The following is a 24,642-nucleotide window of genomic DNA, read 5'->3' on the forward strand; positions in this document are numbered from 1 at the left end:
CAACCCTTCCAACAAACGGTTTACTTTCGCGCTTCTCCTATATCCAACTTCTAGGAGAGACGCGGAATTTAACAGCACGTTTTCCGCGTTTTCGCCGCATAGACTGCGGCCCATGTACTACTCAACCGAAGTCAAAGAAGCCGCCAAACGTCTGTTTCTGCGCCGTCACAAGGCCAAGGAAATTCAGGCGCAACTCAACCTGCCCAACATCCGGATCGTCTACCACTGGATCCGCGTGGGTGGCTGGGAAGACATGCTGACGGATGAAGAGCCGCTGACTGCCGTCAGCCGGCGAATCACGCTGCTCCTTGAAAAGACAGAGAGCCTGAGCAAAAGCGATCTGGACGAGCTGGACCGGTTGACGACGGTTCGAGAGCGGCTGGCCAAGCAATGCGCAAAACCAGCTCCCGCGCCGGCGCGTGATGAACAGAATGACGATGGCCATCGACGTGACGAGCAGCGCGGCGAACGTCGGGATCGCGGCAAGCGCGACGGCAAGAAGCGGGAAAAGAAGGTAAAGAACGACGTCAGCGAACTGACCGAAGTCGACTTTCTCGACAAGTTCATCAGCAAAATGTACGGCTACCAGAAAGAGCTGTTCGCGGCCAAACAGAACCCGCTGACCGCCAGGATCCGGAACATCCTCAAAAGCCGCCAGGTGGGCCTGACGTACTACTTCGCCGGCGAAGCCTTCATGGATGCGGTGCTGACCGGTGATAACCAGGTGTTCCTGTCGGCCAGCCGCGCACAGTCCGAGATTTTCCGCAGCTACATCATCGCGTTTGCCCAGTCCTGGTTCGGCCTGGAGCTGACCGGCAACCCGATCGTGCTCAGCAAGGATGGCAAGCCGTGGGCCGAGCTGCGCTTTCTCAGCACCAACAGCAGCACCGCGCAGGGTCACCATGGCCATGTGTACGTCGACGAATATTTCTGGATCCGCGACTTCGAGAAACTGAACACCGTGGCCAGTGCCATGGCGACCCATAAGAAGTGGCGCAAGACCTACTTCTCAACGCCCAGCGCCGTCTCACACCAGGCCTATCCCTTCTGGCAGGGCGAGAAATTCCGCAACAGCAAGCGCAAGACCGCGAAGGATCCTTGGCCGAGCGATAAGCAGATATCAGCCGGCGCACTGTGTCCGGACGGTCAATGGCGCAAGGTGATCACCATCCTGGACGCGATCGCCGGCGGCTGCGATCTGTTCGACCTTGAGCAGCTGCAGCTGGAGTACGACGACGACAAGTTCCAGCAACTGTTCATGTGCAAGTTCATCGACAGCAGCCAGAGCGCGTTTTCCCTGGCAGATCTGGAGCGCTGCTATTCCGACCTGTCGCTTTGGGCCGACTTCGATCCGGACGATCCGCGACCGTACGGCAACAGTCCAGTCTGGATCGGTTACGACCCGAGCCGGACCCGCGACGACGCCACCTGCGTGGTCATCGCACCGCCGCTGGAGAACGGTGGCAAGTTCCGGATCCTGGAGAAGCACAGCTGGCGTGGCCAGTCGTTCAAGTACCAGGCCGAGCAGGTCAAGAAGCTGACCGAGCGCTTCAACGTCCAGCACATCGGTATCGATACGACCGGCATCGGCTACGGCGTTTTCGACCTGGTGCGCGACTTCTACCCGCGTGCGACCTCGATCCACTACAGCCTGGAGACCAAGAACCTGTTGGTGCTCAAGGCGCAGGACACCATCCAGGGCAGCCGCATCGAGTGGGACGCCGGCTGGAACGATATCGCCCAGGCTTTCCTGACGATCAAGCGCGGCACGACCGCCAGCGGCCAAGTCACCTACAGCGCTTCGCGCACAGACGCTACCGGCCACGCGGACGTGGCCTGGGCGGTCATGCACGCCCTGCAGTACGAACCCCTCAACACGGACAAAAAGCGGCGCAGTCGCTACGCACTCACTGGATCAACTTCCCATGGCAAAACCCAAAACCCTGCAGCAGGAAAAACCGGCGCAACGGCCCATGCGAGCGTTCACATTCGGCGCGCCGGAATCGGTGCTGACCGACAACATCGCGCAGTACCTGGGCGTGTTTCCCAGCGACGACGGTCGTCTCTACACGCCACCGGTTTCGCGCAGGGGCCTGGCAAGGCTGCTCAAGGCCAACGCGCACCACGGCGCGATACCAGGGTTCAAACGCAACCTGTTGCTGCGTGAGTTCATCCCTTCAGCCGGCCTAACCGTGGCCGATATGAGTCGGGCCGCGTTGGACTTCATGGTGTTTGGCGAAGCCTACTTCTACCGGGTGCCTAATGCGTTCGGCCAGATCCTGGAGCTACGGCACCTGCCCGCCATCAACATGCGCGTGAAGGTCGACGGCGGGTTCGCCCAGCTGGAGCAGAACGGGCGTGAAACCGAGTTTGAAGCGCACGAGATCGAGCACGTCCTCAACTACGACGTCGAGCAGAACATTTATGGCGTACCGGAGTACCTGGGCGGCCTGCAGGCGCTGCTACTCAACGAGGCCGCCACACTGTTCCGCCGGCGCTACTACAGCAACGGCGCGCACGCGGGCTACATCTTCTACACCAACGACCCGAACCTGACTGAGGAAGACGAGGACGAGCTGCGTGCCCAGATCACAGCCAGCAAGGGCGTGGGTAACTTCCGCTCGATGTTCGTCAACATTCCGGGCGGTTCCGAGAAGGCGATTCAAATTATCCCGGTCGGTGATTTCCAGGCCAAGGACGAGCTGGAGAAGGTCAAGAACATCACCCGCAACGATGTGATTGCTGCCTGGCGCATGAACCCTGCTCTGGCCGGGATCATCCCGGAGAACAGCGGGGGATTTGGCGACATCGAGAAGATCGATCGCGTTTACACCAGCAACGAGATCAGGCCGATCTGCCAGTTGTTTGATCAAGCCAACGCGACATTGCGAGAGAACAGGCGGTTTGCCTGGAGACCAATACCGGAAATATCTGTAACGGCCTGATTTGACCGAAGACACACATAGTGCCATCAGTTATATGGCAAAATACTGGCTACAAGCTGGCCCTAGGGAGGGAAGACATGCGGATTTATTGCACAACATGCGGGCACAAGGGACGGATTAGCTCAAGGGAGGAAGTGACCAGGGCTTACGTGAAACTTTACTGCCAGTGTCTCGACGCAAGTTGCGGCCACACTTGGGTGGCCAACCTCACTTTCTCGCACACACTTCGGCCATCTGGGCAGCAACTGGACGTGATGTTGTTCGACCGGCTACGTGATCTGGCGCCTGACAAGCAGAAGGAATTGTTTGATCAGTTGGGACGGCAGGCAGTTGCATAGGGGGTGGATCGCCGCCCTGCAGGACGACGACCAAACGCGCTATCCGTTGTGGGTTGGCTCTTCGGGCACGACCAATAGGAGATCAGCAAAACGTCTCAGTTTTTTCTGATCCTTATTATCAAGCATCCGGTAATGTCCGACGAGATGACGCTCAAACTCACTGAGAGCGTTCCAATCTAGATGCTCTTGTGTCGGCAGAGGGCCAACCATTTCTACGCGATTCAACATGCTTTTTACTCCATAAGCGCATGGCTGATTCGACGTAATTTTGATTGAACAGCTCACATTACGAAGCTTTGTACCAACACTGCGAACGCTCTAGTGGGCAGCTTTAAGGCTCTCTGGCAGCGTCAATAGCCATAGCGCGCACGATACGTTTCACTGCTGCACGATCGTCATCGCTGATCGTGCGGTAATGCTCAATCAACGCATCCTCATCGGAGTTTAACGATTCCTTAGACTTCGGGCTCCGCGCTCCAAGAATTATGTAGTTCACGTCAAAACCAAGGTTTTCTACAGCTCGGTAAAGATATGCGGCTGGAGCATCACTGCTGCCGGCCTCGTAGTTAGCTTGGGTCCGCTTAGAAACGCCCAAGGCTTCGGCAACCTGGTCTTGAGTTAGACCACGCCTTCTTCTTTCCTCGCCAAGACGGGAACCAATGTCGACGGAAACGTGCAATATTTTTCATCCAAGGCATTTACAAATGCACATTTGTGCATCATTCTGCATTTCACACCACATGAAAATGCATGGAATTGCACTATGCCGAACACCTGTATCAACGAGCAAGCCCGTCAACAAGCGCGTGAAGCACTTGAACGTCGAGGCCAAACCGCTAAAGGGTTTGCAGATCAGCACAACCTGAACCCCAGCACCGTCTATGCAGTACTGAGTGGGCAGAGCCAGTGCCGTCGAGGGGAGGCTCACAGAGCTGCCGTTTTGCTGGGGATCAAAGACGGCGTGATTCCACAATAATGGCGCGGATCAGCAGGGAAAAGCAGAACATGAAAAGTCCGGTTCTAAAAACGCGACGCGAAGTAGTGAGCGCAATCATCTGTAGTTATCCAGGTGGACGCGAGTGCGCAGCTGCTCGCATCGGTTTGGCATTGAAGAAGTTCGATAACCACGCATACGAAAACAACAACAGCAGACCACTCAATGACGCCCAGTTGTTCCAGCTGGAGCAGGACGCTGGCACTCAGCATCTGCCCAACTATGTGGCGTCAATGTATGGCGGTCTATTTGTCCCGGTGTCTGACCCTGAATCGCTCGATAACGTTGAGATGTACGCCCTCTCGATTCAAGCGGCGGCAAAGCGCGGGTGCGTCGACCAGGAGATAGCCAAGGCTCTTGCAGACGGGTACATCAGCGCAGCGGAGGCCGAACACATCCTAAACGCACACAACCTGCACATGGCGGCTCGACATGCCGAGGTGCTCGCAGCCATCGATCTGTACCGCGCAAAAACAGGGACCGAACAATGAACAACGTATCCGTCGAAAGGGATTATCAAGAAACCATCCGCGCCGCAGCTCAGGCGTTCATCGAGCGTCATCAAGGCGAACACCTCGGCGATCTCGGTCAGTTGCTTGGGCGAGCAATCGACCATCTGGTGGAAAGCCTCGAAGTCAAAGAGCCACTCGCGAATCACCTGGTGCATCAGGCATACAGCAACGTATTGGCGGTCATCGGTCGCCAGCGCATAGATCTGCAGGCAAGTGCAGAAATGTCGGTTGTGATCAGCGACCCTGTTCGGGGACTCGCCTGGTCAGTGCCCGTTCACTTGATCTATGAACACCTGATTGCTGCCGGTCACGGCAAACCTATCTCCCCCGCTACCTAAAACCACCCTAATTATTGCCTGCCCCACAGCCGTGGGTATGGGTGAGCTGCGCCCGAATTCGAGGTTTAACGATGGCCAACGCCGTGATCGTCACCACCCAATTGCCGAAAGCCCAGGCAAAAGCACTGCTGGAATCCCTGCGTGAACAGTACCGCTTGAGGCTCAACGAATACTGGTATGACGATCAATACCGCTTCGTTGCGGACGGCCAACGTCATGGCGCAATTCTCGCCCGTGTCCCGGTAATGGCAGCACAAGTACGCCTTATGGCAGCCCTGAGCCAAAGCCTCAAAGCAGTGAAAGATTAATGAGAGACGACCTGCGTCACGACGTACTGCACCGCATCCAGTCCGACTTCGGATTGAAGCATCGCGCCCCGACCAAATACATGCGCGGCGGCACTTGCCCGAAGTGCAACAAGAAGGAGCTTTACACGCGCTTTGACAGCCCGTGGCAGCTGATCTGCGGCAGGCAGGAAAAGTGTGGCCATACCCTGCACGTAAAAGAGCTTTACGACGACCTGTTCGAAGACTGGAGCAAACGCGCACCGGCTACCGAGAATGCGCCGACTGCGACCGCAAGGGCCTACATGGAGTTTGCACGCAGCTTCGACATATCGCTGATCGCTGGCTGGTTCACGCAGGAAACCTATTTTTCGTCACACCATGACGCCGGTAGCGCCACAGTGCGTTTTGCGCTGGAGAAAGGCGGCTATTGGGAACGGCTGATAGATCGCCCTGCCCGGTTCGGCAAGATGAAGGCGCGGTTCAAACCAGGTGAAAGCTACAAGGGTGTCTGGTGGTGTCCGCCCTGCGTCGAGCTGCTGGACGTCAAAGAGCTCTGGATTGTCGAAGGGATCTTCGACGCCATCGCACTGGTGCATAACGGCGTGGCAGCCGTATCCGCAATGTCTTCCAATGCGTTCCCCGATGAGTCGTTGAAGCGCTTGGCCAAGGAGCGTGATGGGAAACTGCCGAAGCTGGTGTGGGCATTGGACAACGAACCCGGCGCACACGCTTACACCAAGCGCTGGGTTCGCCAGGCGCGTGAGCTGGGCTTTGTCTGCGAAGCGGCTCAGATCCCCCAGCGTGACGGCCGCAAGGTCGACTGGAACGACCTACACCAACGCTGGTGGGCCATTGATGAGGATGACAAGCGGGCCGAGCAGATCCAGAAGGACCTGACCGTCGCCAGGCACCACGGTGCTCTGCTGATCGCCGACAACGCCACCGAGAAGGCATTGGTGCTTTTCGACTGGAAGCGCCGTAGCGAATTCCACTTGGAGTTCGGCAACCGCCTCTACTGGTTCAAGCTCGATCTGGAGAAATTCAACCGGGCGATGCAGGACCTTGAGGACAGCGAGCATCAGGACGATCAACTGCTGAACGACAAGCAGCGTCGGGCCAAGGCTATGCAGCAGTGCGGCGCGATTCAGCGGATCGCAACCTGCAACCCCAAGGCCCTGTACTACCAGGAGAACAAGCTGACCGACGAGTCCTGGTATTACTTTCGGATCACGTTTGCCCACGACGCCGCACCCATCAAGAACACCTTTACCAGCTCGCAGATCGCCTCATCCGCCGAGTTCAAGAAACGACTGCTCGGGATCGCACCCGGCGGGATGTTCACCGGCAGCACGCAGCAACTGGACGCGTTCATTGAAGAGCAGACAAACGCGCTCAAGACGGTGCAGACCATCGACTTCACCGGCTATACCCGCGAACACGGTGCCTACGTGTACGGCGACGTGGCTGTGCGTGACGGCAAGGTCTACGAACTGAACGAGGAAGACTTTTTCGACATGGAGAAACTGAGCATTAAAACGCTCAGCCAGTCCGTCATGCTGAACATCAACACCGACCTGAACAAGTTCACCACGCGCTGGCTCGACATTCTGTGGCAGTGCTTTGGGGCCAAGGGCATCGTCGTTCTGGCGTTCTGGCTGGGGGCGTTGTTCGCGGAGCAGATCCGGCAGCACCAGAAAAGCTATCTGTTCCTGGAAGTGGTAGGCGAAGCCGGTGCGGGTAAGTCCACACTGATCGAGTTTCTATGGAAGCTACTCGGTCGCCTCGACTACGAAGGGTTTGACCCGTCCAAAGGTACGCCGGTCGCCCGCGCCCGTAACTTCGCCCAGGTCGGCAACCTCCCCGTCGTGCTGATTGAGTCCGAACGGGAAAAGACCGACGGCAGCGCGACAAAGCAGTACGACTGGGACGAGCTGAAAACCGCTTACAACGGTCGTAGCGTCCGCTCGACCGGCGTCAAGAACAACGGTAACGACACGCGAGAACCACCGTTCCGCGGTGCTTTTGTATTTGCGCAGAACCATGCCGTCAACGCTTCGGAACCCATCCTGCAGCGGATCGCCCACGTTGGGATGACCAAGGACGGCCAGACCGCCAAAACCAAACTGCTGGTGGAAGAGCTCGAGCAGATGCCCGTCGACAAGGTGAGCGGCTTTCTGTTGATGGCTACAACTCGGGAAGCGCAGGTGATGCAAACCGTGAAAGCGGGTGTGCCGATCTACGAACAGCGGCTGCTGCAGCTGCCCGAGATCCGCACGGTGCGTATCGCCAAGAACCACGCCCAGTTACACGCGCTGGTCGACGCGCTGGTACATGTCGTCCCGCTGCAGCAGCACCAGGTCGATGCCGCCCATGCCGAGGTACAAAGCATGGCCAAAGAGCGACAGCTGGCAATCAATGCCGATCACCCGATGGTCGTTGAGTTTTGGGAGCTTTATGAATACCTCAACAGCCACGCCGGCGCGTTGAATCATTCCCGCAATGAGGGGCTGATCGCCGTCAACTTGAACGACTTCGCCGAGGCGGCTGCGAACAGGCGGCAGAAAGTCCCGGACCTGGCTGAGCTCAAGCGCCACCTGAAAACCAGCAAATGCCCGAAGTTCATCGAGACGAACCGCAACGTCTGTTCGTCGTGGGACATCGATGCCGCCGATAAACCGAAAACCGTCCGGTGCTGGATTTTCCAGGCCGCTTGATCATCACCAGAGGGAAGCGCGATGCAGGTTCAAGTGATGGATGAGGCCCGCACCAACGAAGCAGAGGACGCCGTTGGCTCGTTACTGGCCGGGCTTAAGCGAACAGAGCATGGCTATCCATTGATCCATGCGGATGCATACGCCGTCGGAGGGCTACTAGGAATTCTGGATGTGCGCGCTGCTCGGGGTGAGCTGGAACTGATGGTGCTGCAGTGCAGCCGTGAGCAGATCCAGGCGGTGCTGGAGTGGCAGTCCGAGACGGAAGACTTGCTGGATCTGGAAGACCTGATGATTCACCTAGTGCGTAAAGCAGAAATTTAGCCATCGGACAGGGACATCGAAGAAGTCGGCAAAAAACGGCACTGGGGAGTTGCAGCTCCCCAGTACACACCACAACCAAGGAGTACGGCTATGAAAACGAAACACCTCAATCGCGAACGTGCGAAGGCTAGCACACCATCCCGAAAACACATCTTTGTTGCCATGATTGGTGCGGCACTCATCGGCTATCTGGTGCACAAGACTCCCGATGCACGAGGTCGACTTGAAAAACTGGCCAGCCTGGCGCAACGCCAGGGGGAGCTGACCGCCAGCGATGCGTTGGTCATCGCTCAGGTACTCGCCCGTCCCACCGTCAGTAACTGAGCCTTTAGGTTCTGGCTTTTAGCACCAGGGCGAAGCGATACACTTCCCCTGGTGCTGCTTCCTCGCAGAGAGCAATCATGAATTCCCCAACCAGCAATGTCCTCACTTTTGAGGACCTGCAGCGCATCACCGGCTACCAGCGCCGCTCCGACGTCGAACGCTCGCTGATCACCCAGGGCATCCGCATGTTTCGCGGCCGCACCGGCCCCTGGACGACGCTTGACCTCATCCATCACGCGGCGGGCATCGAGTCTGTCACCTCTGAGCGCTACGACACCAACATCCTATGAGGAAAGCGCGTAAGCGGAAGCACAATCCGCATATTCCCCCCCACATCGATCAGGCCGCCCTTCCGGCGGCCATCTATTTCGATCATCGCAATGCCGGCGTCTGGTACACGCTACATTACGACGAGACCGGCAAACAGCGTCGGCGCAACGTGGCACCGGCTGACGTGACCCTGGCCGAGCTGCACCAGATCATGGAGCAGACCTCGGGCGTCGATCGGGGCACCTTGCGTTACGTCTGCGCCCAGTTTCACCAGAGCGATCGTTACCAGAAGCTCAGCCTCAAGACTCATGACGACTACTGCTATTCGCGGGACGTGCTGCTGGGCATACCGACCCGGCTGGGCAAACCGTTGGGGGATCTGCTGGTCAGGAAATTCACAGCGGCGTTGATCCAGCGGATTGTCGATCGCCTGGCCGATGAGGGCACGCCGTCCAAGGCGGCGCATGTGCTGCGCTATCTGCGTCGGGTGCTGCAGTGGGGCCGCAACCGGGGCTACCTCGACAGCAACCCTGCGCAGGGTATTGAAGCGCCGGTGGAGCGCAAACGTCGGCGCTTGCCGGAGCATCGAGTCATGGACGCGCTGGTCGACCGTGCCCTGGCGTTCGGCCGTCTGGCCCGAAACGAGAAAGGCGGTTGTCCGGAGTACCTGAGCTACGTCATGGAGATCGGTTACCTCTGCCGCTTGCGGGGCATTGAAACCATCACCCTGACCGATGCGCACGAGCTGGCCGACGGGGTCCTGACCAACCGGCGCAAAGGCAGCCGGGACAACATCGTGCGCTGGACGCCGCGTCTGCGCGCCGCCTGGGAAGGGGCAAAAGCCTATCGGGAGAAGGTGTGGGCCGGCAAATCAACGGCCGTTCCGATCCGTCCTGATCGACGCTACATCATCGTGGCCAGCCACGGCGGCCCATTGCGCAAATCCAGCCTGGACACCGCATGGCAACGGTTTATTATCTCGGCCATCGAGGACGGCACCATTGCGGTCGAGCAACGGTTTGGCCTGCATGACCTCAAACGTAGAGGCATCACAGACACGGTAGGCACCCGGGCGGACAAACAGGAAGCCAGTGGTCACCGGGATGGGGCCATGATGGACGTCTACGATCTAAGCATTCCGCTGGTAAATGCCTCGCAAACATAGCTAGAGCCTTTTGGCTCTATTAGTAGCCGTCCGGAGCGGTAGCGTATCCACATTATTGATGTAGTGATGGCCGGGCTCTCGGGATGATCGTTTCCAGAAGCAGCAAAAAAACCGCCGGAGCGGGCTTAGGTGCAGGGATCCGACTGAACATAAGCGCTATTGCGCTCATCTCATCGGGATTAACAGGCGCACCCTTTTGCTGCAGCACCAAGCGCTTTAGCTGCCACAATTCGAAGCGAATCCGTCTTCAGACCATCTTTCATTATTTTTGACAGCGCCTTACAAGCGACCGGACCTCCTGCGTGACCTAATCCTTCAGCCGCTGCAGCACGAAGAGACTCTGTCTTAAGTCCATCCTCCAATATTTTAATAAGTTCTTTAATAGCTTCTTCGCTTTTCATTTTGTACCTTCCTTTGAACCGCTGGCTTTAATTTCCAGCCGAATTGGCATGAGTACCAAGTCAGGCACACACTTTTACGCCAGAAACCAACTCATCTACTGAGAACTTATTTATATCTTCAATCAGCTCTGGATGCTTGTCGAGCAAATACATTATCAAAACCAACGACTTAGCCGGTGTAACTTCCGCTTTTTCATATCTAGAAAATGCATTATGGCCACCACCAGATATCTTTTCCACTGCGACCTTTTGCGTTATCTTCAACTTGCTTCTGACTTGTTTTAAATACACACCAACTGCTTTCTGTTTATCTAAAACCAATTCATCTAAAGCTTTTGAGTAGCGTAATGCACTTTCAGCATCGAACTCAATCTCGCCACACTCGGGGCATTCGAAGCCAACTAGCCCATGAAGGCCCCTTTTCAGGGACCCACGGCCTATATCATAGCTCCTGTCCTTGAAGGGATGCAGACCTGCCGCACCACAGCAATGACACATTTCTTTGTTCATGTTTCCTCTCTTCTCTTGAAGGAGATAACAGTAACATCACGATCAGCGTGCAAAGTAAACTTAATGTATAACGGAATGCCGCTGGGCGAAACCGCATAGTACACGTCTTGCCAAATAGTAGAATTATTATAAGTACTCATGGACTTATAAAAATTTTGCTTCCTGGTAAGACTATTAATCACACCAATCGCAGTGCTTAACACCATATCTAAATCAGCAATGCCATCCAAAGCGGATTTAGTAAAAGCTGGTGCCTTAATTACTGCAACTCTACGTTTAACATCGTCCAAATTGTGAGATGGCTTGTTTTTCTCGCTCATGCACTGCGCTCCCGATTACTAGAATTTTCATAAGTCACCTCACTAATAGATTTGAGCCTTAAGATTACCCTTTATGGGTATTCCTGTCAACCAAAATTACCCATAAAGGGTAATCGTGAAAGCGCTGTGAATTCAGTGCGTTACGAAGCATCAGGATCGCAGCATGAGTTCCGAGCCCTCAATTCTTCAGCTATACCCCCTCCCTCCGGAAAGAAATCCGATCTTGGGCTACAGCAGCTGAGTCAATGGCCAAGCTACGAGCGGCTTCAACCACGACGAGCTTTCCATTGAGCAATGACGAGACGTAATAAGGAAGTGCAACGCAAAGCGGACCAGGGTCTTAAAGAAAGCATCACGTAATAGGAAAATCTATAACTCATTGATTTATATCTTAAAAGCATCTTCCTTGTAATCAGTAGGTCCCGGGTTCGACTCCTGGTGCCGGCACCATACGCAACACCGAAGAAGGCTCACCGAAAGGTGGGCCTTTTTTGTTTTCCCATTCCCGAGCTCTCCCCTCACCGCACGCAAAGCGTGCTAAACAATCTGACTCCGATTACGAGCCCAATCTGCGCGCTCACAAAATGCGTCAGAGCGCGATATCAAAAGAGTGGCACTCCTGCCCACTGACTGGCTATTCTCTCTCCGATTTTGGCGAGCGCTTTTGCTCGCCGTCACAAGGACGAGTAAAGCTGATGACCATTGCACAACACGAACTGAAAGACATGAATCAGATGCTGGAAAGCGGCGTCAACATCTCTCAGATCGCAATCAAATACCCAAGCTATGACTATTGGGAAATCTACGGAAGCGTTAAGGATTACAGCCTACTCGGTAAGAAGCGGATCATTACCAATCGTCTTAATACCCTGCGGGACAGCACAACCAAGGCGGAACGCTCGGACTTGATTGACGAAATCGACACGCTGATCACCGAGATGTACAACCTGACTAAAAGCAATGGAAAAAAACTGGTGGAGATCAGCGAGGTTCTAAACCGTTGATTTCACGAAGGGTTGTGGACTACTTTCGAAGCGTTCTTGGGCGTAGAGCACCGGTCTTAAACCGCGCCCCTAAAACGGGTTGTCACGCCCGCGGGTAACCAGATAGAGTCTACACACCAAACACGTGTCTACACCGTAGACAGCACCATCAGGAGTGTTCTCATGGCCTCGCCTGTCCTGTCTTTCCGTGTGGAAGCAGAACTGATCAATCAGCTCGATCAGCTCGCCGAAGCAACCGATCGGGATCGTCAGTATCATCTCAAGCGCGCCTTGGCTCGTTACGTGGAATCGGAATCCTGGCATTTTCAAGCGGTAGCTGAAGGCATTGCGGATGCAGAAGCAGGCAACCTGGTCGATTTGGATGCCGTGAAGGCTAAGTGGGTAGCTCGTGCTGAAAATCGCATTAACCAGCAAGGCGGAAAGTGATCTCTACGGTATTTACGAGCATTACGAACCGTTGTTGGGCGCTGAGGCTTCTGAAGGCGTCGTCTTTCACATTATCAGTGCGATAGAGATGCTGGGGACCTTCCCACAGCTGGGGAAAGCTTCAGATCTGCCCGACTGCAGGGAATTGATAATTTCGAAATATCCCTATCGGGCGGTCTACTCGCTGATAGACAAGACGATCCGAATTTATCGAATTCTGCATCAACGCATCGAACGGGCCGAGGATTGGTAAGCTCGGCTCCTGCTAACCCAGGCAAGCATGCGCTCTTGGAAAGCCCGTAAGGCGCTTGTCTGGAGGAGGATAATGCCCAAGACGAGCCTCATATTCTGTAACTCCCCCGACACACCGCCCGTCACCCCCCTCTAAAGCTACACCCCCACCCCGTCGATACCCTGTGGACAAACACAATCATGGATCGATGAATATGCTTACCTCTCTAAACCCATCCGCTATCCCATCTATCGTCGCCAAGCTCACCCCCTCCGACGTCAAGCTCACGCCTCAGCCCATGAGCGATGCCGCGAGAGAAGCGTTGCTGAATGCCAAGCCGATCGTGGTTTCGCCTCCCGTTGTCGTACCTCCGACCACCACCGGGCCCATCGTAGTGATCGACACGGTTATAGGGCCTGAGCAGTCGCCGGATTTTCCTCGACTGGCGGAATTGAATAAATCCATCACTGCGCAGATGAAGGGCTCGTTCGAGGACTTCAAGGCTGGCTTGGCGTATCTGTATCCGGACCTGGCTGACAAGAAGTTCGGTTTCACGGTGCAGGAAGATGGCAGTCTGAAGGCGATCAACAGTTCCGGGCAGTTAAGTGACTCCGATATGGAGCGTTTGAATTCGCTGTTGAATGCGTCCAGTGATTTGAAATCAGCGGCGGTGGCTTATCGCGATTCGGCCATCGATATGGTGAATGCGGATTCCGCTTTCTCGGGCAGCTACCTCGGTATGTACAACCTGACCAAGGAAAACTTCGCCAATACGCTGGATCTGGGAGCGTTGTTGATCCCCAAGACCTCGACACCGTCCAAGGAACAGTTTGACGGGATGTTCTTCAATCAGATGGCCTCCAAGGCCGAGCGGGCGACGCCGGAAGTTCTGACGGCGAGGATGGAAGCGCGTTCGAAGGGGTTTGCAGCGACGGCGTGATGACTGATCAGGGTTTCCGATAGAAATAGCGGTGATCGAACTCGCTGATTTCATTAACTGGAAGCCGTGGCGGATGTAGAAGCGGTTTGAGTCGTTTTCCTTGAGAGCGCCGACTCAAACCGCTCAGATCATTGGAAGAACAGGCAGCTCGACTTCCGGGGTCACTTCCGGGGTGACTTCCGGGGTCAGCCCTCAATCAGCCATGCCACGTTCCATACGCCCCACCCACTCCTCCCGCGTCATCTCCCAGATCTCCTCCGCGAACCTGCCGCTCACGTAATCACTTTCCCCCGTCGACACCAGCCGCATGCCTTCCTTGATCGAAACCCGCCGCGACCCTCCATTTGGCGCAGCCTTGGGAACCTGCATCACGGGTTGGCCGAGGGTTTCAAACCAGAACGCGTTGATCACCACGCAGGCTTCCTGCATGTAGCCGTTGCCTTGCCAGTCCGGGTGCAGCCAGAAGCCGCGGTTATTGCCGGGGGTGGTCATCAGGCTGATGCTGCCGATGATGTTATTCGGCGCAGTATGCAGGCGGATCATCCAGTGCCACTGGGTGCCTTGCTCGGAGGCTGGCAGGGCGACGTCCTGGATGTAGCGCAGCGCGCCGTCTTGGGGATACGGCCAGGGCACGCGGTTGTTCAAGAATCGTACGATTTCCCACTGCGGGAAAAGCTGCTGCATGGCGGGTGCGTCGGCCAGCTGGAGAGGTGTCAGCAGCAGGCGCTCGGTTTGCAGGGTTGGGGTCGTGCTCATGACGAGGTCCTTGTCGTGTCGCCGGATTTACAGGATGAACGGTCCCCGTTCGGGCAATTTTGGTCGAACTGCTCAACTTGAATCAGGGTCTACCCAGCATCTTTAACATTCGGTATCAATTAACTGTGTCCAGAATTATCACAGACGAGACGCCCGAGCACGTCGTCGACGAGCAACAGGTCAAATTGTTCGGCTCGCCCAAGGAACGGCTGGATTTCTATCGGCGCGAGATTCATTACGAAACGACCAACCTGTCGAACCGCACCAACGCCTATTTGTCGGCGCAGTCGTTTCTGGTGATCGCCTATGCGTCGTCGATGGCGAATGCCAATACGGATTGGGGTGTGATGTTCACGCTGGTGGTGCCACCAATGCTGGCGTTGTTGGGGCTGTTCTGCACGATTGCGGCATGGCCGGGCATTCGGGCGGCGTGCGACATCATCATGCACTGGCATCGCAAGCAGGCGGGGTTGCTGCGCAGCGAGCCGGTCATCGGGCTGACCTATGACGACTCGCCGCTGTTCAGCGACTGGGAATCCAGCGAAACCGGGCCAAAGAAATCACTGCTGTTCTCCAAGCGCACGCCTTGGCTGTTCAGTTTTTTCTGGCTGTTTCTGGGCAGTTTCGCGGTGTTCGTGCAGTTGCTTGCACTGGACAACTAATCGCCGTTTCAAGGCACCAGAATGATCTTGTCCCCCCTGCCCTCGTTGACCTCCGTATAGCGCGCGACACCTTCGCTCAAGGGCGATTCAACCAGATCGCCCGGTAGCGCCAGCAGCCCCTGATCGAAGAACTGACCGAACTGATCCAGCATGGTGGCGCAGGTCGCGCAGTCGTAGAGCAGCGAGTTTATGCCGACCACCGATCCACCCTTGCGATACAGCGCCAACGCAGGCAGTTGCACGTGGCCGTCAGCGGGCGCGGCAATGATTGCGATGCGCCCGAACGGCGCCAGTGCAGGGACGGCGGCGGGCAGCCAGAAGCCGGTGGTATCAAAGATCACGTCGGCGCCACCTTTGAAGACTTCGTTGACCTGACTGCCGAGGCTCTCCGGGGTATCGAGCAACAGTCCGGCGAAACCATCGGCTTTCAGCGCCTGAAGTTGCTCGGGACGACGCACCGCACCCAACACCTGAGCACCGAGAATCTTGCCCAGCGCCATGGCGGCACTGCCGACCGCGCCATTGGCACCGATGACCAGCAGGCGCGCTTCACTTTTTACCAGGCTGCGCTGCAGAGCATCCCAGGCGGTGGTGTACGGCACGCCAAGGCTCGCGGCCTGAACGAAGCTCAAGGCTTCGGGTTTGAGGGCGACGCCTGCGGCAGGCAGGGTGATGTATTCGGCGTGCGAACCATCGCGAAAGAAGCCGGGCTCTTTACCGGTGCCCCAGACTTGCTGACCGATCAGCGCTTGCGGGCCTTCAATGACCACACCCGCAAAGTCGCGACCGGGAATGCGCGGCAGTGTGGTGTAGGGGAAGCGACCCAGCACGTTTTTCACATCACTGGGGTTGAGGCCAGCGGCTTTTACCTGGATCAGTACTTCGCCTTCGGCAGGCTTGGGTGTTGGCAGTTCGACGTATTGCAGGGCGGCGAGGTCGCCTGTTCGGGAGAATTGCAGGGCATTCATTGGGGAGGCCTTTTTTGAAAATGGAAGACTGAAGATCAGGAAACCCAGGAGGTCAGCAGGTGCTTGCCCATCGGCCAGGCCTGTTCACCCAGTTGCATGCCCAGCAGACCGACCAGCGCAATGGCAGGCGGTGCGGGCGAGCGGAAATCCAGTGCGCCGTACAACAGGCCGACGGCTGCGCCGATGGCGAGGGAAATGAGGTAACTCATGCAGAAGCTCCGAAGAGGTAAGCGATGAGCAGAGTGTATGGAAGGGCTGGAATGCGGATCGGCCAAGGGCTTCTGTTTATCGGCCAGATGTAGGCGTTATCGTGATCTTGCTCTGCGCGTGCATGCCTTCGGTGAAGCTCTGCGTCGCGTGCGAGATCTGACGCGGAGCGTCCTGGGCGGCGTTACCACGCAGGAGCGTGGGAACGATCATCGGTCATACACAAGTCTCGCGGCAACCAAGCCGCCTCTTATCAAACAATCTGCAACCCACTGAAGAAACTGGATTTTGTGGGAGCGGACTTGTCCGCGAAAAGGCCGGTACATCCGACGCATATGCAGTGGCTGAAATACTGCATTCGCGGACAAGTCCGCTCCCACGGGTTTGCTGCGCGACAGCGCTACGTCGAAGACGTGGTGGCGCCTCCCACGGGGGTATGTATTCAGTCAGGCACTTTCGCGTTGATCGTTGCTGGCAACATACTGCGATGGCGCGACGCCCAGTTCGCGGCGGAACATGTCGCTGAAGCTGCTGGGTGAATAGCCGAGTGAGCGGGCGATGCGGCTGACGGGCACGCCCTGGATGACTTCGGCCACGGCAGTGGCCAACTGCACTTGCCTGCGCCATTCGGCGAACCCCATGCCGAGGGCGCTTTGAAACAGGCGCGATAGCGTCCTTACGCTGGCGCCGGCATTTTCGGCGTGCTGTTCGAACGGGATGTCCAGTGAAGGCTCGCTCATGACCGCCTGACACAGGTTCATCAAGCGCCGGTCCGAACCGTCGGGCATGGGGATTTTCAGCAGCGAGCGGCGGGCGCGCTTGAGTTCCAGCAGACCCAGATTCACCAGCGCGTCGTAATACTCCTGCTCGCGGTCGCGATCCAGCGCCACCAGATTGAGGATGACTTCGCGCAACAGGCCGCCGACTTCGAACACCTGCACGGTGCTTTCCAGCGTCTGGGCAATGGCCGGGCGCAGGTAGATGTTGCGCATCTCCAGGTCCGACACCACGCGTATCCCGTGCTCGACGCCGGGCGGCAACCAGACCGCGCGTTGCGGCGGTACGACCAGCGCTTCCAGCGGTGTTTCGACCCACATCACGCCGGACATGGCGTACAGCACCTGCCCCCACACATGCTGATGCGGCTCGATGAAGCGCCCACGCGGATAGGTGCGCGACAGCGGCTGAACGGGAACGGCGATGTCAGAAAGATCGGGCGGTGCGGCAAGGGCCATGACAGTGACCGGCTCGGGGAAGTGAGCGCATGGTAGCAAAGCCGTCAGCGCACGTTGAGCGGCCTGAGGTCAGCGCAAACAAAAATGCCCCGGTCCGGAACCGAGGCATTTTGATGAAGCGCTAACCCGTCAAACGATCAGAAAACGTTGATCGGGTAATCCACAAAGATGCGGGTTTCGTTGCCTTCGCTGTTGTACGCCTGAGCATCGGCCGACACGCGCAGGAACGAGTTACGCAGACGAATCGACAGATCCTTTGCCGGGCCGCTCTGCACGACGTAGGTCAACTGGCTGAAGATTTCGCGTTCGGTACCGTTGCCGCTACCTGCAGTGCCGTCGTCGATGTTGTCGCCACGCACGTAAGCAGCGCGGTAGCTCAGGCCAGGAGTGACCAGACCGGACAGATCGACGCCATAGGCAGCCTGCCACGAACGCTCGTCCTTGCCGTTGAAGTCGGACCAGTAGGAGTTGGCCAGGTAGATGGTGTTGCCGCCATCGCTGGTGCCGCCGTCGTTGCGATAGCCGCCGTACACATAGCCGATGTCGCCGCTGCTACGCTGGTGAGCGAGGGTGAACGAGTGGATGCCCACCGCCCAGGTCGCCGCCAGGCTCCAGATCTTGTTGTCACGGTCGTCGCTGTTGGCGAAGTCCTTGTCCAGTTTGGTCTTGTAGCCGTTGAAGTCCAGGGTCAGCGACTGTTCCTGCGGCAGAGCGAACACGTAGTTCAGGTTCACGTACTGCTTCTTCAGGACGTCTTCGTCGTCGGACGCGTAGAAAGCGGCAGAGAATTCCTTGGTGAACTTGTAGCTGGCACCGTAGACGTTGATGCTTTTCAGGTCACCGCTGTCACGGCCTTCGGCGCTCTTGCGCGCCTGCTGGGTGAAACGACCCGCCACCACTTCAAGGCCATCGATCTCCTTGGAAGTGATCATGGTGCCGGTGTAGCTTTCCGGCAGCAGACGGGAGTTGTCGTAGCTCAGCACGGGCAACTGAGGCATCTGGTCGCCGTACTTGATGACGGTGTTGGAAATACGGGCCTTGACGGCCGCGCCAGCACGGGTCAGGTCATCGGCGGCGTCGCCCTGACCGTTGTCGCTTTTCTTGAAGAAGTCGATACCGCCGGCACCGGCGCGACCTTTGCCGCCATCCAGACGAATGCCATACAGGCCGAAGGCGTCTACGCCGACACCGACAGTGCCCTGCGTAAAGCCTGACGTGAACACGCCCATGAACGCCTGGCCCCATTCGGCCTTGTCTTCACGGTCGTTCTTGTAGTCGCGATTGATGTAAGCGTTGCGCAGATTAACGGTCAGGCTGCTGTCTTCGACGAAACCCTTGGAGTCTGCCTGCCCTTGAGCCATGGCCTGGCCAGCGCTGATGATGCCCAGTGCGAGCATACCCATACGTGTGTTAAGCATCTGTCTTCCCTTTTTATACGAGTTGACACGCGCTGTGGCGACGGCGGGAGCCGTTCAGGACTCTCAGGTTCCAAACCTGACAGCCGCACGATGTCATCGCAGTGGACTACTGATGCACGTACATGGCGCAAAGCCACAAGCGGTGGGACGCGAATCCTAGTCCCAGGGCTTGAAGGGTGTCAAACACGCAGAGGGCCGAAACAGAACAGTCGGCACTTAATCCTTCAGCACACCCAGCAACGCCTCCAGTTCGGCATCGTTGAATAAACCGGCCGGATAGCGCTGCAGCAACATGGCGCGTACATCCGGTCTTGGTTTTACAGGCCTGGTCGTCCTTAACCAATCCGCCATCAACTGACGGGCCTCGTTACTGGAAGAAGCAGACAACCCACGAGCACGATGCTGGCTGATAACTGCGTTCATAGTGACAACCTCTTAATTCATGAGGGGCTAAATTTACGGACGCTGTGTGACAGTCACGCGAAGAAAACGAATCAGGCCTCCTGTTGATTAAAGATGAGATTCCGATAAACGCTACGAGGTATTTCGCAAAAAAAAGCCCATCGGACGATGGGCTTGAAGCAGCAAGAACAGGACCAGTTGGCCACTATCAGATGTTACTAATCATTACTGACTAGTCCTTGTGAGGGGCCGGTTGCTGCTGTGTCAGGCAGTGAATATTGCCGCCGCCCAGCAGCAATTCCCGACCTGGAACCATCACCACTTCGTGCTCTGGAAACAGTTGTTGCAGTATTTGCCGGGCTTTTTCGTCCATCGGATCGTCAAAACTCGGGGCGATGATGCCGCCGTTTACAATCAGGAAGTTCACGTAGGAACCGGCCAGGCGCACCGATGGATTGCGCTCCTGACTGCCATGCACCTGATCGACGCCCGCGCATTCTTCGTCCGTTGCGAACAATGGACCCGGAATCGGCATTTTGTGCACGATAAACTCGCGACCCTGGGCGTCACGGGTGTTTTCCAAAATACTCAACGCGGCGTGGCAGCGTGGGTAGTTGGGGTCTTCGGGATCATCGGTCCAGGCCAGCAGGACTTCACCCGGACGGATGTAGCAGCAGAAGTTATCCACATGCCCGTCGGTCTCGTCGTTGAACAGGCCGTCCGGCAGCCAGACGATCTTGTCCACCGCCAGGCTGTCACTCAGTACGGTCTCGATCTGCTCGCGGGTCATATGAGGATTGCGGTTGCGATTGAGCAGGCATTCCTCGGTGGTGATCAGCGTGCCTTCGCCATCGACGTGGATGGAGCCACCTTCCAGCACGAAACCTTCGGTCACGTAGCGCGGGCAGCGCTCGATTTCCATGATCTTGCTCGCCACTTGCGAGTCGAGGTTCCACGGCGCGTAAAGACCGCCGTCAAAGCCGCCCCAGGCGTTGAAGTCCCAATCCACACCACGCACTTCGCCACGGTTATTGATAACGAACGTGGGGCCGGTGTCGCGCACCCAGGCGTCGTTGTTGCTGATCTCCACGACGCGGATGTTCGGCATGTCCAGGCGAGCTCGGGCGTTGTCGTACTGCGCGGCGGAAACGGCAACGGTCACCGGTTCGAAACGTGCGATGGCCTTGGCAACTGCTACGTGTGCAGCCTGAGCAGGCTTGCCACCCAGACGCCAGTTGTCCGGGCGCTCGGGCCAGACCATCCAGACCTGAGTCTGCGTGGCCCATTCGGCAGGCATGTGAAAGCCATCGGCGCGTGGCGTGCTGTTGAGTGTGGTCATGTCAGTCAGGACTCCAGTGGGAGGTCGAAGGTGTTGATCGTGACCTTAACAGACCGGCCATGACAATCTGGGCGACTTTATAGCGGATAAAAATCCGCATAAGAAGGGCTAATTGGATTATTTTGGTACCTTACCGCTTAATTTATCGATATTAATCTGGATTTTATATCAGCCGATCCAATGTGACGCGGAGCGTCACGGGCTGCATACCCACGCGGAGCACTCATCGTTATACACAAGTCGCAATGAGCATCTGGAGCGAGCACTATTTCGACCGTGGGAGCGGACTTGTCCGCGAAAGCTGGTACATCCGATGAAGATGCAGCGTATGAAATGCAGTATTCGCGGACAAGTCCGCTCCCACTTTCAGATACCGCATTCCTTCAGGTCGATTTGTGTATAACGATGAGCGCGGAGCATGGGCATGATCGGTGTGCTTGAGACCCCTGATCGTTCCTACGCTCCAGCGTGGTAACGCCTCTCAGGACGCTCCGCGTCCGCTCTCGAATGCGACGCGCAGTCATGGGCACGATCATTCTGGCCCTCAGCTCACTCAAGCTCGCGCAGCACCTTCGACACCATGTCCACGAAGAAGTCGGCGCTCTGGCGGGTGGTGCACATCGGCGGTTTGATCTTGAGGATGTTCAGGTAGTCGCCAGTCGGCTGCATGAAGATGCCCAGCTCGCGCAGGCGTTCGCAGAGTTGCGCGGTTTCTTCGGTCGCGGGTTCGAGGGTCTGGCGGTCACGCACAAACTCCACGCCCAGATAAAACCCCATGCCATGCACCGCCCCCACCAGCGGATGATGATCGGCCAAGGTCTGCAGACGCGCCTTGAAGTGATCCCCGATGACCCGGGCGTTTTCCCAGAGCTGTTCTTCTTCCATCACATCCAGCACGGCCATGCCGATCCGACAGCTGACGGGGCTGCCACCTGAAGACGAGAAGAAATAACCCTCGGCCTCCAGCGCCTCGGCGATCTCACGGCGAGTGATGACAGCGCCCAGTGGATGGCCGTTGCCCATGCCCTTGGCCATGCTGATGATGTCCGGCACCACACCCTGCTCTTCGAAGCCCCAGAAGTAATGGCCCAGACGCCCGTAACCCACTTGCACTTCGTCGGCGATGCACACGCCGCCCGCAGCACGAACCTTGTGATAGACCTGTTGCAGGTAACCCGGCGGCAGGGAAATACCGCCTGCGTTGCCATACACCGGCTCGCAGATGAAACCCGCCACCTGGCGCTGCTGCCCGGCCAGTTTTTCCAGCACCTGATCGACGCTGCGCACGTACTCGGGCGCACTGTCAGGACCGCGATACGGCCCGCGATAAACGTTGGGCGCCGTCACCGGATGCACCCAGTCTGGCCGGGTGCTGAGCGCCTGAGGGTTGTCGGCAATCGAGGTGGAAATCGCATCGGTCGCCACCGACCAGCCGTGATAGGCCTCCAGCACGCTGAGCATGTCGCGCCCGCCGCTGTAGGCCCACGCCAGCCGGATCGCCAGATCATTGGCTTCAGTGCCGCTGTTGACCAGAAACACTCGGTCCATGCCCTCCGGCGCCAGCTCGAGCAGGCGCTCGGAAAACTCGGCGATGGCCGCGTAGTGAAAGCGTGAGTTGGTATTGAGCAGCGACCACTGACGACTCGCCTCGTGAGCCATGCGCGGATGACCATGGCCCAGCACGGCCACGTTGTTGAGCATGTCCAGATAGGAGCGGCCATGCATGTCGATCAGGTGGTTGCGCCAGCCGCGCTCGATCTGCGGCGGCGCGTGGTAATAGTGCTTTTGCGAGCGGGCGAAACTGGCGTCACGTCGCGCCAGCAGATGCGCAGGGTCTTCCAGCGCCGGTGCATCGCAATCGAAGCCCAGCAGCGCAGCAGGAGACGGACAGAGCGTGCGCCAGGCACCGGCCCATGAGGCTGTGGTGAATAACGGCGGGCTGAGATCTGACACGGTACACAGTTGCAGCAGCAGCGAGCCTGCGCCGTGCCCGATCAGGTCACCCGCGCTCACCGCCCCCTGCACAGCCAGAACAGGCATGACGCCCCACAGACGCAGGTTCACACCCTCGCCTGCCAGCATCACAGCGCCATCGGCCATCAATCGGAGCGCGCCCGCGAAAGGTGCGTGCAGCGGCGTTTCGGCCGGCACATGAAGCTCGACGTACAGGGCAAACGTCTCAGGCTCTCTGGCGCTGTCGGGCATCGTGCGCGACAGGCGATATTCGCCAAAACGACTGGCAGCCAGACCCGTGTGCTCGGCGGCTTCGCTGAGCAGGTATTCATCGATACCGCTCTGCTCCCAGTTGCCTGCGACGAAGTGCTCGCTTAGGACGCCCAGATCGACCAGCGCCGGCTTCACGCCTGCCAGCGTCGGCAGCAACGGTGCGTACGCAGGTTGCTCGAACGGTGCAGGGTTCAAGCCCACCGCCTGCAGAATCGCCGCCTCCATCAGAACCATGGGCACTGAAGTCGCAACGTCGAAGATGTTCCACTCGCCTTCAAGGTTGGCCTGGATATACGCATTGCCCGGCTCGACGCTGGCCTGCTGCTCGCTGCTGAGCACCAGCACTGCCGAGCGGGCGACGATCAGCGGCCACAGCGCCTGTAACTCTTCGGTCTTGAGCGGGTTGATGGCGTGGTAGGCCTGAATGGCCGGGAGGATATACAGCGGATCGCCTTCGGCATGGTGCAGCAGCGCCGCGCAGGTGACCGACAGATCCGCCACTCGCCAGGTGGTCAGCAGATCGCCGAAATCGATCAACCCTTGCATCTGCCATTGCCGCTGGGCGTCGCGCAGCCAGACCACGTTGTGCTCCGTGATATCCAGATGCACGGCCTGAATGGGCAGCGCCGGGATCAACGGCAGCAGCCGTCGATGCGCCTGCTCGCCCGCCTCGATCAGACAGGCGCGGGCGTCAGCGCTCTCGATCACCGGCAACAGGTGCTTGATCAGTGCATAAGCATGGCGCGGGTCCCATTGCAGAATGCGCTCAAGGCCCGGATGTTCGAAGTCGGCCAGCGCCCGGTCGACCTTTGCACACAGCTCGCCAAGCCCGACCACGACGTCACGTCCCAGATGCGCGACATGCCCCAGTGACTGCCCGTCGATGAACTCCAGAAGGCGTACGTGCACCGGCTGGCCATCGATTTCGAGGGAGAGCAGTTGTTCGGTGTCATTGGCGCGGATCACGCCAGGAACGCTCAGCCCACCGTGCCCGGCAAGATGTTTGAGCGCGCCGTGCTGGGCGTCCAGCTCTTGGATCGAGTAGGCGCCGTGACAGATTTTCAGCACATAGCGCCGCTTTTCGGTCTCCAGCAAAAAATTGCGGTCCTGCTGGCTGCCCAGGGTTTTCAGCGTGCCACTGAGCCCATAGTGTTGCTGGAGCAGTTGCAGGGCCTGCTCGGCACTCACCTCCGGACAAGGCAGGCTGGAACGACGGATAAGCGTGGCGAGCGGCATGTGGACCTCTGTTTTTATTCGCTGGAACGGCAGAGCGCTTTATTTTCGGTGCAGCAACTATAAGGGGATTGGCCCGCCGTACCCAATCACGTTCGGGAATAAAAAGACGACGTCGGTTTCGTGTCGTATTCAGCAACAGGAATTGATTTATT

29 protein-coding genes are annotated in these 24,642 nt (G+C 57.7%); 17 read left to right on the forward strand and 12 right to left on the reverse strand.

Translation table 11 applies throughout. The annotated features are described in order from the left end of the window. Positions 1–112: 112 nt before the first annotated feature. From QRN20_RS23435 to QRN20_RS23445, 3 genes are all read left to right on the forward strand, one after another. The gene (locus tag QRN20_RS23435; RefSeq protein WP_285361332.1) at positions 113–2,167 is read left to right on the forward strand and encodes a terminase large subunit domain-containing protein; all 2,055 of its coding nucleotides are present in this window, start codon (positions 113–115) and stop codon (positions 2,165–2,167) included. After that, complete coding sequence (locus tag QRN20_RS23440) at positions 2,094–2,945, forward strand: phage portal protein (protein ID WP_285361369.1); 852 nt, start codon at positions 2,094–2,096, stop codon at positions 2,943–2,945. Before QRN20_RS23435 ends, QRN20_RS23440 begins: the two co-directional genes overlap by 74 nt. 77 nt (positions 2,946–3,022) lie before the next feature. Then, positions 3,023–3,283, forward strand: coding sequence for an ogr/Delta-like zinc finger family protein (locus tag QRN20_RS23445; RefSeq protein WP_025994419.1), 261 nt, complete (start codon positions 3,023–3,025; stop codon positions 3,281–3,283). A 331-nt stretch (positions 3,284–3,614) separates the two neighbouring features. Here the strand turns inward: QRN20_RS23445 and QRN20_RS23450 are convergent, their stop codons facing one another. Continuing rightward, a complete protein-coding gene (locus tag QRN20_RS23450; protein WP_122435124.1) occupies positions 3,615–3,962 on the reverse strand; it encodes a helix-turn-helix domain-containing protein in 348 nt (115 codons plus the stop codon). 84 nt (positions 3,963–4,046) lie between these two features. Between QRN20_RS23450 and QRN20_RS23455 the strand changes: the two genes are divergently transcribed. The 9 genes from QRN20_RS23455 (at position 4,047) to QRN20_RS23495 (ending at position 10,208) form a co-directional block, all read left to right on the forward strand. Beyond that, positions 4,047–4,259, forward strand: coding sequence for a DNA-binding protein (locus QRN20_RS23455; RefSeq protein ID WP_058431342.1), 213 nt, complete (start codon positions 4,047–4,049; stop codon positions 4,257–4,259). A 29-nt stretch (positions 4,260–4,288) separates the two neighbouring features. Further along, entirely contained in the window at positions 4,289–4,768 is a 480-nt protein-coding gene (locus QRN20_RS23460; RefSeq protein WP_043305052.1) for a YmfL family putative regulatory protein, read from the forward strand. Further along, a complete protein-coding gene (locus tag QRN20_RS23465) occupies positions 4,765–5,127 on the forward strand; it encodes a hypothetical protein (protein ID WP_029242400.1) in 363 nt (120 codons plus the stop codon). The genes QRN20_RS23460 and QRN20_RS23465 overlap by 4 nt, the downstream gene beginning before the upstream one ends. A 71-nt stretch (positions 5,128–5,198) precedes the next feature. Further along, the gene (locus tag QRN20_RS23470) at positions 5,199–5,435 is read left to right on the forward strand and encodes a hypothetical protein (protein WP_029242399.1); all 237 of its coding nucleotides are present in this window, start codon (positions 5,199–5,201) and stop codon (positions 5,433–5,435) included. Continuing rightward, positions 5,435–8,128, forward strand: a complete 2,694-nt coding sequence (locus QRN20_RS23475) for a toprim domain-containing protein (protein WP_122521598.1) — start codon at positions 5,435–5,437, stop codon at positions 8,126–8,128. The genes QRN20_RS23470 and QRN20_RS23475 overlap by 1 nt, the downstream gene beginning before the upstream one ends. A 21-nt stretch (positions 8,129–8,149) precedes the next feature. Next, positions 8,150–8,449, forward strand: a complete 300-nt coding sequence (locus QRN20_RS23480) for a hypothetical protein (protein WP_122521596.1) — start codon at positions 8,150–8,152, stop codon at positions 8,447–8,449. 90 nt (positions 8,450–8,539) lie between these two features. Next, positions 8,540–8,773, forward strand: coding sequence for a hypothetical protein (locus QRN20_RS23485; protein WP_122521594.1), 234 nt, complete (start codon positions 8,540–8,542; stop codon positions 8,771–8,773). A gap of 77 nt (positions 8,774–8,850) precedes the next feature. Next, positions 8,851–9,063: a hypothetical protein gene (locus QRN20_RS23490; RefSeq protein WP_122521592.1), complete on the forward strand. Its 213-nt coding sequence runs from the start codon at positions 8,851–8,853 to the stop codon at positions 9,061–9,063. Continuing rightward, entirely contained in the window at positions 9,060–10,208 is a 1,149-nt protein-coding gene (locus tag QRN20_RS23495; protein ID WP_285361336.1) for a site-specific integrase, read from the forward strand. The genes QRN20_RS23490 and QRN20_RS23495 overlap by 4 nt, the downstream gene beginning before the upstream one ends. 179 nt (positions 10,209–10,387) lie before the next feature. Here the strand turns inward: QRN20_RS23495 and QRN20_RS23500 are convergent, their stop codons facing one another. Genes QRN20_RS23500 through QRN20_RS23510 form a run of 3 tightly spaced genes read right to left on the reverse strand, consistent with a single transcriptional unit; the run spans position 10,388 to position 11,439 of the window. Beyond that, the gene (locus QRN20_RS23500) at positions 10,388–10,609 is read right to left on the reverse strand and encodes a HEAT repeat domain-containing protein (protein WP_122521588.1); all 222 of its coding nucleotides are present in this window, start codon (positions 10,607–10,609) and stop codon (positions 10,388–10,390) included. A gap of 60 nt (positions 10,610–10,669) precedes the next feature. Further along, positions 10,670–11,119 (reverse strand): type II TA system antitoxin MqsA family protein, encoded by a 450-nt coding sequence (locus QRN20_RS23505; protein ID WP_285361338.1) that lies wholly within the window; start codon positions 11,117–11,119, stop codon positions 10,670–10,672. Further along, the gene (locus QRN20_RS23510; RefSeq protein ID WP_122521584.1) at positions 11,116–11,439 is read right to left on the reverse strand and encodes a type II toxin-antitoxin system MqsR family toxin; all 324 of its coding nucleotides are present in this window, start codon (positions 11,437–11,439) and stop codon (positions 11,116–11,118) included. Before QRN20_RS23510 ends, QRN20_RS23505 begins: the two co-directional genes overlap by 4 nt. A gap of 491 nt (positions 11,440–11,930) precedes the next feature. Between QRN20_RS23510 and QRN20_RS23515 the strand changes: the two genes are divergently transcribed. The 4 genes from QRN20_RS23515 to QRN20_RS23530 all read left to right on the forward strand — a co-directional run bounded on the left by QRN20_RS23515 (position 11,931) and on the right by QRN20_RS23530 (position 14,041). Continuing rightward, entirely contained in the window at positions 11,931–12,443 is a 513-nt protein-coding gene (locus QRN20_RS23515; protein WP_134743276.1) for a hypothetical protein, read from the forward strand. A gap of 162 nt (positions 12,444–12,605) precedes the next feature. After that, on the forward strand, positions 12,606–12,869 hold the full coding sequence (locus QRN20_RS23520) for a CopG family ribbon-helix-helix protein (RefSeq protein ID WP_122418882.1): 264 nt from the start codon (positions 12,606–12,608) through the stop codon (positions 12,867–12,869). Further along, on the forward strand, positions 12,832–13,122 hold the full coding sequence (locus tag QRN20_RS23525; protein WP_088236246.1) for a type II toxin-antitoxin system RelE/ParE family toxin: 291 nt from the start codon (positions 12,832–12,834) through the stop codon (positions 13,120–13,122). The genes QRN20_RS23520 and QRN20_RS23525 overlap by 38 nt, the downstream gene beginning before the upstream one ends. Before the next feature lie 193 nt (positions 13,123–13,315). After that, positions 13,316–14,041, forward strand: a complete 726-nt coding sequence (locus tag QRN20_RS23530) for a hypothetical protein (protein WP_163003490.1) — start codon at positions 13,316–13,318, stop codon at positions 14,039–14,041. A 192-nt stretch (positions 14,042–14,233) separates the two neighbouring features. Here QRN20_RS23530 and QRN20_RS23535 read toward each other — a convergent pair whose 3' ends face one another. Next, entirely contained in the window at positions 14,234–14,797 is a 564-nt protein-coding gene (locus tag QRN20_RS23535) for a GNAT family N-acetyltransferase (protein WP_029242386.1), read from the reverse strand. Between the two features lie 125 nt (positions 14,798–14,922). Here QRN20_RS23535 and QRN20_RS23540 point away from each other — a divergent pair, with 125 nt between their 5' ends. After that, positions 14,923–15,459, forward strand: a complete 537-nt coding sequence (locus QRN20_RS23540) for a hypothetical protein (RefSeq protein ID WP_050562175.1) — start codon at positions 14,923–14,925, stop codon at positions 15,457–15,459. 8 nt (positions 15,460–15,467) lie between these two features. On the opposite strand, the gene QRN20_RS23545 is transcribed toward QRN20_RS23540, so the two are convergent. The 7 genes from QRN20_RS23545 to QRN20_RS23575 all read right to left on the reverse strand — a co-directional run bounded on the left by QRN20_RS23545 (position 15,468) and on the right by QRN20_RS23575 (position 24,490). Then, entirely contained in the window at positions 15,468–16,427 is a 960-nt protein-coding gene (locus QRN20_RS23545) for a quinone oxidoreductase family protein (protein ID WP_122413261.1), read from the reverse strand. Between the two features lie 35 nt (positions 16,428–16,462). After that, the gene (locus QRN20_RS23550; protein ID WP_004883022.1) at positions 16,463–16,636 is read right to left on the reverse strand and encodes a DUF1427 family protein; all 174 of its coding nucleotides are present in this window, start codon (positions 16,634–16,636) and stop codon (positions 16,463–16,465) included. 444 nt (positions 16,637–17,080) lie between these two features. Next, positions 17,081–17,869: an AraC family transcriptional regulator gene (locus QRN20_RS23555; RefSeq protein ID WP_096767332.1), complete on the reverse strand. Its 789-nt coding sequence runs from the start codon at positions 17,867–17,869 to the stop codon at positions 17,081–17,083. 137 nt (positions 17,870–18,006) lie between these two features. Continuing rightward, positions 18,007–19,287: an OprD family porin gene (locus QRN20_RS23560; protein WP_004883019.1), complete on the reverse strand. Its 1,281-nt coding sequence runs from the start codon at positions 19,285–19,287 to the stop codon at positions 18,007–18,009. Between the two features lie 216 nt (positions 19,288–19,503). After that, positions 19,504–19,710 (reverse strand): hypothetical protein, encoded by a 207-nt coding sequence (locus QRN20_RS23565; protein ID WP_096767334.1) that lies wholly within the window; start codon positions 19,708–19,710, stop codon positions 19,504–19,506. Between the two features lie 211 nt (positions 19,711–19,921). Next, positions 19,922–21,028 (reverse strand): agmatine deiminase, encoded by a 1,107-nt coding sequence (gene aguA / locus QRN20_RS23570; protein WP_058431359.1) that lies wholly within the window; start codon positions 21,026–21,028, stop codon positions 19,922–19,924. Positions 21,029–21,577: 549 nt separating this feature from the next. Continuing rightward, complete coding sequence (locus tag QRN20_RS23575; protein ID WP_122606308.1) at positions 21,578–24,490, reverse strand: aminotransferase; 2,913 nt, start codon at positions 24,488–24,490, stop codon at positions 21,578–21,580. Positions 24,491–24,642 lie beyond the last annotated feature (152 nt).

This window comes from Pseudomonas sp. fls2-241-TYG-175, assembly GCF_030209155.1.
GTDB lineage: Bacteria > Pseudomonadota > Gammaproteobacteria > Pseudomonadales > Pseudomonadaceae > Aquipseudomonas > Aquipseudomonas viridiflava.